The 12,431-nt window shown below is 31.1% G+C and carries 12 protein-coding genes and 15 tRNA genes (1 of these 27 only partly in view); 1 reads left to right on the top strand and 26 read right to left on the bottom strand.

All coding sequences use genetic code 11. From position 1 onward, the window contains the following. Positions 1-44: 44 nt before the first annotated feature. From KMP11_RS00810 to dcm, 10 genes are all read right to left on the bottom strand, one after another. Positions 45-1,019, bottom strand: a complete 975-nt coding sequence (locus KMP11_RS00810; protein ID WP_216279933.1) for a YeiH family protein — start codon at positions 1,017-1,019, stop codon at positions 45-47. Between the two features lie 132 nt (positions 1,020-1,151). Next, positions 1,152-2,393 (bottom strand): restriction endonuclease subunit S, encoded by a 1,242-nt coding sequence (locus KMP11_RS00805; RefSeq protein ID WP_216279932.1) that lies wholly within the window; start codon positions 2,391-2,393, stop codon positions 1,152-1,154. Continuing rightward, the gene (locus KMP11_RS00800; RefSeq protein WP_216279931.1) at positions 2,333-3,343 is read right to left on the bottom strand and encodes an HsdM family class I SAM-dependent methyltransferase; all 1,011 of its coding nucleotides are present in this window, start codon (positions 3,341-3,343) and stop codon (positions 2,333-2,335) included. The genes KMP11_RS00805 and KMP11_RS00800 overlap by 61 nt, the downstream gene beginning before the upstream one ends. A gap of 161 nt (positions 3,344-3,504) precedes the next feature. Continuing rightward, complete coding sequence (locus tag KMP11_RS00795) at positions 3,505-3,660, bottom strand: hypothetical protein (protein ID WP_216279930.1); 156 nt, start codon at positions 3,658-3,660, stop codon at positions 3,505-3,507. Between the two features lie 140 nt (positions 3,661-3,800). Continuing rightward, positions 3,801-4,373 (bottom strand): VRR-NUC domain-containing protein, encoded by a 573-nt coding sequence (locus KMP11_RS00790; protein WP_216279929.1) that lies wholly within the window; start codon positions 4,371-4,373, stop codon positions 3,801-3,803. A gap of 431 nt (positions 4,374-4,804) precedes the next feature. Further along, positions 4,805-5,524, bottom strand: a complete 720-nt coding sequence (locus tag KMP11_RS00785) for a YebC/PmpR family DNA-binding transcriptional regulator (protein ID WP_216279928.1) — start codon at positions 5,522-5,524, stop codon at positions 4,805-4,807. Positions 5,525-5,665: 141 nt separating this feature from the next. Continuing rightward, the gene (locus KMP11_RS00780) at positions 5,666-6,307 is read right to left on the bottom strand and encodes a hypothetical protein (protein WP_216279927.1); all 642 of its coding nucleotides are present in this window, start codon (positions 6,305-6,307) and stop codon (positions 5,666-5,668) included. A 45-nt stretch (positions 6,308-6,352) separates the two neighbouring features. Further along, complete coding sequence (locus KMP11_RS00775) at positions 6,353-6,868, bottom strand: sigma-70 family RNA polymerase sigma factor (protein ID WP_216279926.1); 516 nt, start codon at positions 6,866-6,868, stop codon at positions 6,353-6,355. A 515-nt stretch (positions 6,869-7,383) separates the two neighbouring features. Then, a complete protein-coding gene (locus KMP11_RS00770) occupies positions 7,384-7,779 on the bottom strand; it encodes an HpaII family restriction endonuclease (protein ID WP_216279925.1) in 396 nt (131 codons plus the stop codon). After that, on the bottom strand, positions 7,766-8,902 hold the full coding sequence (gene dcm, locus KMP11_RS00765; RefSeq protein WP_253195961.1) for a DNA (cytosine-5-)-methyltransferase: 1,137 nt from the start codon (positions 8,900-8,902) through the stop codon (positions 7,766-7,768). The genes KMP11_RS00770 and dcm overlap by 14 nt, the downstream gene beginning before the upstream one ends. Before the next feature lie 758 nt (positions 8,903-9,660). On the opposite strand from dcm, the gene KMP11_RS00760 reads away from it, so the two are divergent. Next, entirely contained in the window at positions 9,661-10,185 is a 525-nt protein-coding gene (locus KMP11_RS00760; RefSeq protein ID WP_216279924.1) for a hypothetical protein, read from the top strand. A 526-nt stretch (positions 10,186-10,711) separates the two neighbouring features. Here KMP11_RS00760 and KMP11_RS07805 read toward each other — a convergent pair. The 16 genes from KMP11_RS07805 to KMP11_RS00685 form a co-directional block, all read right to left on the bottom strand. Then, on the bottom strand, positions 10,712-10,843 hold the full coding sequence (locus tag KMP11_RS07805; RefSeq protein WP_256444860.1) for a hypothetical protein: 132 nt from the start codon (positions 10,841-10,843) through the stop codon (positions 10,712-10,714). A gap of 295 nt (positions 10,844-11,138) precedes the next feature. Next, positions 11,139-11,209 (bottom strand) — tRNA-Trp (locus tag KMP11_RS00755). A gap of 8 nt (positions 11,210-11,217) precedes the next feature. Further along, positions 11,218-11,301: transfer RNA gene (locus KMP11_RS00750), tRNA-Tyr, on the bottom strand. 10 nt (positions 11,302-11,311) lie between these two features. Beyond that, a tRNA-Thr gene (locus KMP11_RS00745) sits at positions 11,312-11,384 on the bottom strand. Between the two features lie 6 nt (positions 11,385-11,390). Further along, positions 11,391-11,466, bottom strand: a tRNA-Phe gene (locus tag KMP11_RS00740). A 16-nt stretch (positions 11,467-11,482) separates the two neighbouring features. Continuing rightward, positions 11,483-11,558: transfer RNA gene (locus KMP11_RS00735), tRNA-Asp, on the bottom strand. Positions 11,559-11,569: 11 nt separating this feature from the next. Next, a tRNA-Met gene (locus tag KMP11_RS00730) sits at positions 11,570-11,643 on the bottom strand. Between the two features lie 9 nt (positions 11,644-11,652). After that, positions 11,653-11,745, bottom strand: a tRNA-Ser gene (locus tag KMP11_RS00725). Between the two features lie 3 nt (positions 11,746-11,748). Further along, positions 11,749-11,825 (bottom strand) — tRNA-Ile (locus KMP11_RS00720). A 20-nt stretch (positions 11,826-11,845) separates the two neighbouring features. After that, positions 11,846-11,922, bottom strand: a tRNA-Met gene (locus KMP11_RS00715). Between the two features lie 28 nt (positions 11,923-11,950). Then, positions 11,951-12,026: transfer RNA gene (locus tag KMP11_RS00710), tRNA-Ala, on the bottom strand. A 16-nt stretch (positions 12,027-12,042) separates the two neighbouring features. After that, a tRNA-Pro gene (locus KMP11_RS00705) sits at positions 12,043-12,119 on the bottom strand. A gap of 14 nt (positions 12,120-12,133) precedes the next feature. Further along, positions 12,134-12,207: transfer RNA gene (locus tag KMP11_RS00700), tRNA-Arg, on the bottom strand. Positions 12,208-12,215: 8 nt separating this feature from the next. After that, positions 12,216-12,302 (bottom strand) — tRNA-Leu (locus tag KMP11_RS00695). 15 nt (positions 12,303-12,317) lie between these two features. Beyond that, positions 12,318-12,392, bottom strand: a tRNA-Gly gene (locus KMP11_RS00690). 9 nt (positions 12,393-12,401) lie between these two features. Further along, a tRNA-Leu gene (locus tag KMP11_RS00685) sits at positions 12,402-12,431 on the bottom strand (it continues 55 nt past the right edge of the window).

Genomic DNA, 12,431 nt, shown 5'->3' with positions numbered 1-12,431 from the left:
ACATAAAAATCAAAAAAACTAGAAACAATACTAATTTAAAATTTTTATAGTAAAAATTTTACAACTAAATAGCAGGCTATCATCAAGATGAATGAAGAAATAAAACAAGCTCCTAAAACTCTACCGCCTTTTTGGCGTAAAACTTTAAAATCAACATTCATTCCCAAAGCTGCCATTGCCATACCCAGCAAGATATAGGCTGTATCGACCAAGTAAGGACTTAGTGGTTTTAAAACTGTAACATAGCTACCTATAAAACTCATAGCGATAAAGCCGAGTATAAAATAAGGCAAGGGTGCTTTTTCTTTACTATTATTTTTTTTAAATATAGCCAAGGCTAAAATAACCACAACAAGCATAAGAACTCTTGAAAGTTTCATTAAGATTGAAGCCTCTAAGGCTAGTCTACCACCTGCACCACCAGCAGCAACTGCGTGGGCAATTTCATGCAAACTTGCTCCAGTAAAAGTTCCATAACCTGCATCAGTTAAATTTAAATATGGTTTTAAAGCTACCTCGATAAGAGTAAAAACTGTTCCCAAGATGGCAACCACTGCAACGGCAACTACACTATCTTCTGTTTTTGCCTTGATTTGTGAACTCACACCCATTACTGCGGCAGCTCCACAAATACCACACCCACACGAAGCAAGTATGGCTAAATCATTTTCGATTTTAAAAAATTTACACAGTAAATAAGTTAAAATAATCATAAAAAGAACTATTAAAAATGCCATTAATATAGTAATTTTTCCCTCAGAAAATAATTTATCTACCGACAACTTAAAACCTAATAAAATAATTCCCACTCTTAAAAATTTATTACTTATAAAAGCTGTACTTTTTTTTATGGTCTTTAGGTTATCCTTAAGAATTATTTGAAGTAGCATACCAAAAACTAGGGCTAAAACTAAATGACCGAATAGTTTTAAATATGGTAGCTTGGCTAAGTACATAGCACAAAGTGATACTATAAAAGTTATAGTAAATGATATATAAAAATTTTTTTCTTTAAACATTATTTCTCCCCCTTTTTCTTTATTATACACCCATATACTAAATAAAAAAAGACGATTATAAAATTTATAATCATCTTAAATAATATTCACTAATTTTTTATGCTTGTAGTTTTAATGGCGACAGTTAATTTTTTACTTCCTCTTCACAACTTCTTTAGTTGCTTGAATTTTTTTATCAGCGTAAAGTACCACGTCTTTAATAACTAACTTCTGTACGGCTGATATTAGGGTATTTATAAATTCAAAATCAATTTCACCGTTTTTGGTTGGGAGTTGGATAAATTCTTTTTTTACTTTTTCCCAACCTGCTTTATCTGTCCAAGCAAAATTACCATATATAGATTTCCTAATTGCACCTGTTAAAAACAAATTATGATTGTCATTAAGTGAAAAATCTAACTTGCAAGATATTGCATAAGCATCTTGTAACACTGTAAATTCTTTACTTTGATAAAATGTTGCACCAGTATTTGCTCCATTAGCAGATATTGAAATTACATTTTTTAATATAGTTGCATTTGCTTTAGGAGCGTAGTTATTAAGTCCTTGATTTTCAATTCCTGCGGTTAAAACTGGAAGATTGAATTTTTCTGTCTTTCTAGGAGATAAATCTCCTACTTTCATTTTTAAATTTTTTGTTTTGATTTTCTCAAACAAATCTCCAATCCTAAACTCCGCCCAAGTAAGTTTATCTGCTAAGACAAGGTCTAGTGCCTCACGCTCAAGAGTGGATAACTTATAGTTATCCAAGCCGCTTACTGTCAAGTAAGCGGCTAGCTCGCTTATACGCTCCTCTTCTAGCTCGCTTATACGCTCCTCTTCTAGCTCGCTTATATAAGCGTCCATAAATTCAAAATCAATTTCTCCATTTTTGATTGGGAGTTTTAGAATAAATGAATTTATCCATTCTTTAGTAGAGCCTGTCCCCCAGCTAAAATTACTTAATAAATGTTTAAATATTCCTACAAAGAATATTCCAATACTTTCATTAAATTCAGAAAATTTAGGCACAAGTATTTTAACATTATTTCCTGTAAAATATTTTTCCTTTTGGTAAAAAACCGTGAATGTGTCTTGTGCAAAAGATAATGTATTTTTAGGATTTAAAAATTCTTCACTTTGTTTAATATACCCTCTAATTCCATTTTCTCCAGTTTTTCTAACAACATAAGGATAACTATCTAATATTTTTTCTTCCATAATCTCTATATTGTTAGCGTGAAAAATTTTTTTCGATGATTTAACCTCAAACAAATCCCCAATCCTATACTCGCCCCACTGAATATTTTTTAGTTTTTTATCCAGTGAGGCTTTTATTTTTTTGATTTTGCTTCCTCCTGGTCTGTATTTTTTATAAGGTTTGCTACTTCCCAAGCCAAATAATCTGCCACGGTTTTTTTAAAGTCTTCTAGTTTTGGTCTTGTGTCTATTGGGGCTGACTGGTTCCAGTCTGCTCCATTGTTTGGGTCGATATGTCCTTCATAGTATTCTTTTTCTGTAAAGATATTTAGTTTGCTTTTGCCAAAGCGGACTAGGTTTGTTATTTCTTCGTATCTTTCTTTTGCTCTGTCGGTATCTCTTAGGTTGTTGCTTGCTTTTTTTCTGTTGCTTCTTGTGTAGCCGTCATTTGAAAAGTCTATGAATTTTACTATTTCATCTTTTTGGTGTCTTTCTCCTACTCTAAAGACGTATATGTTGGTTTGGACGCTTGATTTGCCGACAAATAGGTCTATTGGCATTTTTATGCTGGCTAGTAGGGTGTTTTTTTCTAGTATTTTTTGGTTTATTTCTTTTGCCTTGCCACTTCCTGCTGAGTTTTGTATGATGATTGCCGCATAGCCTTTGTTCATCATTGACAAGGCTTTTTCTACAAAGACCATGCCGTTGCCTTGGGCTGAGTAGGGTGGGTTTAGGATAAAGGCTGTGGCTGGGAAGGTTTCTTCTGTTTTGCCAAAGCCGTATTTGCCGTCAAAGTCTGTTAGTGAGTCTTTGTTTAGTATGTTTGAGCTACCATCTCCCATTAGTATCATGTTTAGTATGGCTAGCATGTAGATGTTTGATAGGACTTCTAGTCCTAGTAGTTGTTCGGCTTTTATTTGGAGTATTTTTTGTTCTAGTTCGGCTGGTGATTTTATTTTTTCTTTGGCGTCTATTATCATTTCGTTCATTGCGGCTACTAGTAGTCCGGCTGAACCTGTCGCAAAGTCCCAAACGTAGCTGTCTTTATCTACTCTGGCTAGTTTTACGAGTAGGTTTGCTACATAAGAGGGTGTTAGGACTACATCGTTTAGTTTGTCTTGGGTAAATCCTAACCAAGAGTACATTTCATTAAATAGTTTTCCTGTGAAGTCTGTTGTTAGTCCTATTTTGTAGTAGATGCCTAAGTCGTCTATTATTTTTGCAAATATTCTTTTTAGTTGGCTTTCTCCGTTTACTGCCTTGTTTATGTTGTCTGAAAGTAGGGTGTTTTCTAAACTTCTTACTATTAATTTTTGTTTTGTATAGGGTAGGTTTTTCTTTTTAGGAAGGATTTTATTTTTCTTATTATGATTTCTCCGTCTGTGTTGCCTTCTTCTTGTGATGATTTTAGGTCTGATTTTTCTAGTGGGCTTACTTCTCCAGGTATTCCTAGGTTTGCCATTATACTCGCTGATACTAGGTATACTCTGTCGTTTTCGCTAAGTCCTTTTTCGCTTGCGTATATGTCGTTGTTTAGTTTTACTAGACTGGCATTGATTTCTTTTTCTCTTTTGTCTTTTAGGGCTTCTAGTTCTTCTGTTGTTAGGGATAGTTCACTTTTTTTTTTATGAAGTCGTCAAAGTTTTCTTTTCTTAAAAATGATAGGTCTGTGTATTTTCCGATTTCTTGACCTATTCCAAAGTTTTCTTTTGATACGTAGTAGACTCCTATTGTGTGTTTGATTTCTTCTTTGTCGTTTTTATAGCCTGTTACTCCTATAGCTATTACTTGGGTGTAGCTTGTGTAGTGTAGGATTGCATTGGCGTAGTGGACTGCTCCGTTTACTGCATAGTCGTTTATGTTTTTGTAGTTGGGGGAGTTTTTGCTGTTTCTGTTGTCTACATTTCCGTTTTCGTCTAGTTTTATGAGTTTGTCTTTGTAGCCTTTGTATTCTATTAGGACGGGGTAGTAGTTTAGGTTTTTGTCTTGTAGTAGGAGTTTGGCATCAGGTCTGTTGCCTCCACTTCCTCCATTTTTTGATTTGTATTCGTCTAGTGCCTTGTCTATTTCTGCATTTAGGCTTTCTTGTTCGAGTTTGTAGTCTAGCTTGTAGTTTTTTAGCCAGCCGTTTACTAGGTCTGCTATGTTGGGTTCTATTGATTTTATTTTTGCCATCTTGGGTTCCTTTTTGTGTTTTTTTAGTTTTATTATACTATATTTATATTTGTTAGGTCTATGTATTTTTTCTTGTTTTTATAATTGTTTTGAGTTTAATTTTATTTTTTTAAATATTTTATTTGGTATAGTTTTTTGTGGGGTTTGTTTTGGTTTTTACAACTTGCCTTATTTTATTTTAACTTTAATATTTTATTTGAAATTATTTAATAATTTTTATTTCTAATTATTTTTGTTTTGGATTGATTTATAGATTTTATTTTTCTTTTAATATTTTATTTTATATTTTTTGTGGGTCTTCTTGTCTTTTACAACTTATCTTATTTTTTTCTTTTTGTATAAATTTATTTTTACTAGGTAAAATTAAAAATCTTGTAACTTTTGTTACAAGATTTTATTCTTTTCTGATACGTTCATACATTTAAAATATTTTACGCTTCTAAGTCTACATTATGGAAAACTTGTTGAACGTCATCACAGTCGTCTAACATATCAAGCATTCTTTCAAATTTAATCTTGTCTTCTGGACTTAAGCTTACTTCATTTTGTGGTAACATTGAAATTTCTGCAATTTCAAATTCTTCTATGCCTGCTTGTTTCAAGGCGTCTTGTAGTTCATGGAAATTATCTGGCTTGCCGTATATAATCGTCATGCCGTCTTCTGCGATAATATCACGCACATCAAGGTCAGCTTCCATTAAAATTTCTAAAAGTTCATCTTCTGTTTTATCAGCCACACCAATTACAGCTGTATTGTCAAACATGTAATTAACAGAACCTGTAACTCCTAAATTACCTCCATTTTTTCCTAGGGCTGTTCTTACTTCTGCGGCTGTACGATTTACATTATTTGTTAGCGTGTCGATAATAAGCATTGTACCTGCAATACCAAATCCTTCATAACGTAATTCGTCATAATTTTCTTCTGAGCCGCCTTTTGCTTTTTCTATGGCCCTATCAATTATATTTTTTGGCACACGATAAGTTTTGGCTCTTTCTAAAACCAGCCTCAAATTTCTATTTATTTCTGGGTCAGGTTCTCCAGATTTTGCGGCTTGATATATTTCACGTCCGAATTTTGCATATATTTTACTCGTGTTTGCATCTTTTGCTGCTTTTTTTTCTTTTATATTATTCCATTTACGACCCATTTTAACTCTCTTTCTTTGCTTGTTACGCTAATTTAAATTTATTTACCCTATATATTAGCCTATTTCAAGTATATTTTCAATACTTAAAATAAAAAACGAACATAAAATTTAATTTTACGTTCGCTTTTGTTTTATTAAGGTCTAGTTATTATTTTTATTTGTTGTTTCAGGTTTTTTCCCTTCGAATATATCCACTGTCCAACCTGTAACAGCCCCTTTCGAATCTCTAATTCCCCTGATTACATATTCCATATATTTCTTCTCTGCTCTTGACCTACGCACAACTTCTTCCTTAGCATAATCGTGGGCTTCTGCTTGACTTGTAAAAACCTTTCCTGTATTGCCTGCCCCGTCAGTGCTACCTGTAGCACTAGAATTATTTTTTACTGGGCTGTTGGGGCTAGTCGGTTTATTTTCATTTGTTGAACTTGTATTTTTGTTTGTGTTTTGCTTGGTGTTTTCTTTATTTTGGTTTGTAGTTTGACTTGTATTTTTATTTGTATTTTCTTTATTTTGGCTAGTATTTGAGTTGCTTGTAGTTGATGAGCTATTGGTATTTTGCTTGCTTTCTTTTGCCGATTTTGTATTAGCCTTTTTATTTTGGTCTGTGTCCTTGCTAGAATCTTTATTGCTTGTAGTTTGATTTGTATTCTGGTTTGAATTGTTTTTTGCTTTTTTATCCACAGAAGTGAAATTCAAAATCAATATAACCATTACTGAAAAAATAATAACCCCCACCGCTGCAAAGATAAGCATTTTTAAAAATTTTTCTGATTTTTTCATTAACAATTCCTCCTTAATATTAGTTACCTATATTATACCACTAAATTAGAAATTGTACAGTAGAGACTTATATTTACTTTTTATACTGGCAATTAATTCATAACCCTTGCTTTTGGAAATATTGAGTTTTGAAAAAATAATTTTACTGTCTAGCCCCTGCTTTAGCAAGTTGTAAATTTTATATTCTTCTGCTGTTAATACAGATTTAATACTATTTTCTATTTCTATACTTGCTAAATTATTATCACTTATTGCAAATACTTTTGTATTGTCTACTTCTTCAAAGCAAGAAAGCTTGTATCTGCTCCGTCTTCTTAATTCATCTATTATTTTTCTTTTCATTGTAGCAAGGGCAAATCTGTCAAAATCTTTTTCTGCAATATCCCCCTTTTTCAAAATTAAAAAACTTACCAATAAACCCTCTAGGGCATTGCCATAAAATTCATCATACTGGCGATAAGCAATATTACACTTGTAAAGAGCCAGATTAATTTTATCCTTGTAAGTAGCAACTAATAAATTAAATTCTACTTCTTCTTCTGCTGTTAATCTATAATCCATAATTCTATCCTCTGTAAAAATTTTAGACGTCTAAGTATATTTTATGGGATAAAAATATTTTTACAATAAAAGCCTAAGATGACCATACTTTTAAGACATATTTATTAAAAAATATATTTTAACTTTTTAAAGGGTTTTGGCTTTTAAAATCTTCTTAGTAGGAAAAGATAAGTAGGAGTTTTTAAATAATTAATTGGGGAGTAAACTTTTTAATAGGCTGAGGTGTTGAAAATTTTCTTGAAATTAAATTTTTAAAATATTTTTAGTAGGAAAAGATAAGTAGGAATTTTTGAATGTTGAAGTGAAGTTTAAACTTTTTAATAGTTTTGATTGTTGAAAATTTTTCTTTTAATAAAACTTTGAAAATAAAATTTTATTTCTAGCAAAGATACAAATAAAAATTTTTATAATAAATTGGGAATAAAAAACTAGAAAATAATTTTCTAGTCGTATTTAACCACTAGCAACTAGTTCTTTCATAGGGTGTATGCTAGCAATATTAGTATTTATATTTTCTAATTCTTCAAAAATATATCTTCTTTAACTCCAGATTTTGCTTTAAAATTAGTAAAAATATTATGTTTTTCTAACCATTGATTAACATAGTCTATTTCAAATGATCCTGAACCAGCTCTTCCAGAAATAATATTGTAAAACACTTGATTTTTGAATTTAATTATTTCCTCAATTTTAATTGCTTCAATTTTTTCTCCAAATATATCTGGAATTACCATATCATTTTGAATCTTAAATTTTATTACTCCACTTTTTTTCTTTGAAATAATACTTTCAACAGAAAAAATATTATTAGTAATAAGGTTTAATTTACAATCAACTAAGTTTAATTTTCTATTAGCTAATAAGTAAAAAATTGAATATAATTCAGACCATTCCCCTTTATTGAAAGCCACCTTTTTCTCCTTTGCCATAAAATTCATCCAATCTCTCTATCATATATTCTGCCATACTTTCTATAACTGGAATACATACAGAATTCCCAAATAACTTATACTGTTGGCTGTTACTTATACTCTTAGGAAATTCAAATTTATCAATACCATTTTCCATAAAAGCATAATTTACAAAACCTTGTAATTTTCCCCATTCTTTAGGGGTCATATACCTAATACCCTCTGAATTAAGTTTTCCTTTTTTTGCCCCTATATTCTTTAATCCAATATAATCTTCTTTATACTGTCTTATTAAATTTCTCTCTTTACCAGAACCGCCAGTAGCCATTATAGTATTTGCTATTGGATTAGGTTCATCATTTACAACAATATAACCAAAACCTGCTTTATTTGATTTATGTCTATCTTTATGTCTGTTAAGTGTATCTAAATATATTTGAGATAAATAGTATTTAGGTTCTACTACTTCTTCTATCAAATCGTTTAAGTCTTTATAAATATTTAACTCTCTACCCCTTGGTAGCATAGGAAATATATATCCTTTGGGAACAATATCTTTTCTAAAACCCATAATAAAAACTCTTGCCCTCCTTTGTGGAATACCAAAATCATATGGAGTTCTTACAATATTTTCTCTTTTTGCAGAATATTTTTTACCAACGAGTGTTTCTTCTATATCAACACCTACTAGAACATAACCAAGTTCATCTAATGTTCTTGCAATTACATTAAATGTATTTCCTTTGTCGTGCTTTAAAAGTCCTTCAACATTCTCTAGCATAAATGCCTTAGGTTTAGACATGTTTATTATTTTTGCTATATCAAAAAATAATGTGCCTCTTGTTTCATCTTCAAATCCCTCTTTTAGGCCCGCTATCGAGAATGCTTGACAAGGAAAACCACCTAGAAGAACATCATATTCTGTACTTTTAACTAACTCTTTAAATTCTTCTGATCTTACATCATTATAAGGGTCATCTCCATATAAGAATTTATAAGATTCACAGGCATATTTATCTATTTCAGCTGATAAAACATTTTGAAATCTACCAGTATTTTCATAACCTTTTCTAATGCCTCCAATCCCTGCAAATAAATCAATCATTTTGTATGTCTTATCCAAGAATATTTCCCTCCTCTTGATTTAAATTAATTATTTAAACTACATCTTCAAGTCTGAAATCCAAAGCTATACAAATTTTTTCTATTGATGCAAGATTTACATAGTTAGCTTTAATCATTATTAGAATAATATTACTTCTTATTCCACTTTCTCATTTTAAATCTTCTTTATTCATTGCTTTTTCAGCTAATAAGTGCCATAAAGGTTATAACTAATAGCCATTTATTAACTCAGTAATTCGTTTAAAATATTGCTTTTATTATAGCATAAATAGCATTAAAAAGCCCTATTTTTAAATATTAGCTTTTGCCTGCCTTAGCAATTATTGAGATAGTCTGTTAGTAACATCTTTATAATTTACATATTTATTATCTAATAAAAACCTGCCCTAATATATAAAGATAATTTTTTATTCATAGTTTTCTTACTTCTCCTAATCTTATATTAGCAATCAGTTTTTCCACCTTTTTATTAAAAAGACTGGTTTATTTTCCTGTATTTTTTATGATAATTTTATATTTCATTTTTGTTGGACTTTTTTCCTATAATAACTTTTATATGAATTTTTGCTTTTTGTAGTTTTTCCTTAACTTTTTAACACTAAAATTTTTTATTATATCATATATTTTTTATTATAAGTATTGTTTTTTTATTTTTTTGTGCTAATATAAAATTGTAGATTTAAGTAGGTGTTTTTAAGTTGATACCTAGTTCGAAATAGTTATTATGTATTTTATTAATAAAAGGAGGACAAAATTATGAATAAAAAAATTAAAGTTACTAGTGTAATATTAACTTCTAGTTTATTATTTACACCAATTATAGATGATATTTTAAAAATTAATATAGCTCAAGCTACAAACCAAGCAATCTCAAAAGCTATAGAAGAATATGATAAGGAAAATATAAATTTAAATAATCTTTCAGAAAAAGATTTTAAGGATATAAAAAAAGAATTTAATAATAGATTATTGTATGATAAAAATTTTAAAAATAAAGGTATATTATTTGAAGAACGTGGAATTAAATATCAAACTGTAAAAATTGCTGTAAAAGCTATGAAAAATAAATTAATAGCTATAGGAAAAGAGGCTTTTGAAAAAAATATACCTAAGTGGCTCAAAGCTTATATAAGTTACCAAACAGTTATGAAAACATTAGATGTAATAACAGGATTTGAAGGTGAATTAGAAGATATAGTTACTAAAGGTTATATTAATTTAGGAATTAATCCCTATGTAGCTGGAGTAATAGCAAGATTATCTATTGCTATATTACTATAATAAATAAATGAATATAAAAAAAAAAATAATAATATATATTTTTTTAGTTACACCTATGCTTTTCCCTAAAAATTATATTGACTATTTCACAAATATAAATATTATTTGCAGAATAATTTACAATATTTATAAATTTATTTTTGTAATATTTTTTGTAAAAATAATCAGCAAATTTTTTAAAAAAAAGACGACTAAATAGTCGTCTTTTTTCTGAATATTTATTATTATTCCATTTATTAGTTATTAAGCAATACCACTAAATTTCATCTTTAAAGTAATATTCTTCAAGTTCTCCTTTTTTAATTTTTCTCTAGCAAGTTTAAAATCTTCTTAAAGATTTTATGATAGGAGAATCCTTATAATTATTTTTTATTTTAAATAATTATAAAAAATTTTTCTCTTGTTTATATTTTATTTTTTAAGTGCAAGCTTTCTTTTGCTAATATTTATACATTATTCATTTTTCAAAAATACCCACATTTTTTATATGGTAACCTTATAAATAATTGGCTTTTATTTTGTTCTTCTAATAAAAATTTTTATGTTGATCTAATAATTTGGTAAATTCTAAAATATGCTTATCTTTTCCCTTAACCTGTTCTTTTAAAATATCTGTATAAAAATTGTTATCAAATTTAATTTCAATCTCTTTTTTCATCTATATTAAATAAAATATTTTTTACATGCCCTAATATATTTAAATCAACTGCCTTTGCTTTTTCCAACTCATCTCTTTATTTTAATTTTAAGCTTAAATTTTATATTTCTATTAGCCTAAAAATCTCCTTTATAAATAAATGTAGAATTTTTTATTCAGTTGTCATTGTCCCTCTGATGTGGTAGTCTACTTAATTCTTGTATTATCAATAAAAATAAAAAATAATTAGTAAGGATGCGAAGCATCATTACTAATTATTTTACAAGGCAAAAATCCCTATAATTCGGATTAAAAACAGGGGTAACAGGAATTGAACCCATACCGAAGGTTTTGGAGACCTTTGTTCTACCCTTAAACTATACCCCTTAAAATAATGGTGGGAAGAAGTGGATTCGAACCACTGAACCCTAAGGAACGGATTTACAGTCCGTCGCGTTTAGCCTCTTCGCTATCTTCCCAAATATAAAATGCCGGCCAGAGGACTTGAACCCCCGACCTACTGATTACAAGTCAGTTGCTCTACCAACTGAGCTAGACCGGCAAATAATGGTGCCTCGAGACAGAGTCGAACTGCCGACACATGGAGCTTCAATCCATTGCTCTACCAACTGAGCTATCGAGGCTCTAAATATATAATAATGGCGGTCCCGACGGGAATCGAACCCGCGATCTCCTGCGTGACAGGCAGGCGTGATAACCGCTACACCACGGGACCAAAATAAAAAATTGCGGGAGCAGGATTTGAACCTACGACCTTTGGGTTATGAGCCCAACGAGCTACCAGACTGCTCCATCCCGCGTTAATAAAATGGAGGAGGAAAGGGGATTCGAACCCCTGCGAGCTTTTACACTCCTGTCGGTTTTCAAGACCGATCCCTTCAGCCAGACTTGGGTATTCCTCCATATGGTGGACTCTGTAGGACTCGAACCTACGACCGATCGGTTATGAGCCGATAGCTCTGACCAACTGAGCTAAGAGTCCAAAATTCAAGATAATATTATTGGTGGCGGCAGAGGGGATCGAACCCCCGACCTTACGGGTATGAACCGTATGCTCTAGCCAGCTGAGCTACACCGCCAATAAAATTTACATACTTATTTTCAAAATGGTGGAGCCTAGGAGGATCGAACTCCTGACCTCCTGCGTGCAAAGCAGGCGCTCTCCCAGCTGAGCTAAGGCCCCTTTTTTAGGTTATAAATGGTCGGGAAGACAGGATTCGAACCTGCGACCCCTTGGTCCCAAACCAAGTGCTCTACCAAGCTGAGCTACTTCCCGAATTTTTATTCATACGCGCCCAAGAGGAGTCGAACCCCTAACCTCTTGATCCGTAGTCAAACGCTCTATCCAATTGAGCTATGGGCGCTAATATAATGGTGCCGAGAACCGGAATCGAACCGGTACGGTATTGCTACCGCAGGATTTTAAGTCCTGTGCGTCTGCCAGTTCCGCCACCCCGGCATTATATTAGAAAAATGGAGCGAAAGACGGGATTCGAACCCGCGACCCTCACCTTGGCAAGGTGATATTCTACCCCTGAACTACTTTCGCATTTTTAAATGGTGCGGGTGAAGGGAGTCGAACCCCCAC

The sequence above is a fragment of the Gemella sp. zg-570 genome, from assembly GCF_018866345.1.
In the GTDB taxonomy this organism is placed as follows: domain Bacteria; phylum Bacillota; class Bacilli; order Staphylococcales; family Gemellaceae; genus Gemelliphila.
Note: the sequence above shows the minus strand (reverse complement) of the source record. Positions and strands in the feature narration are given on the sequence as shown.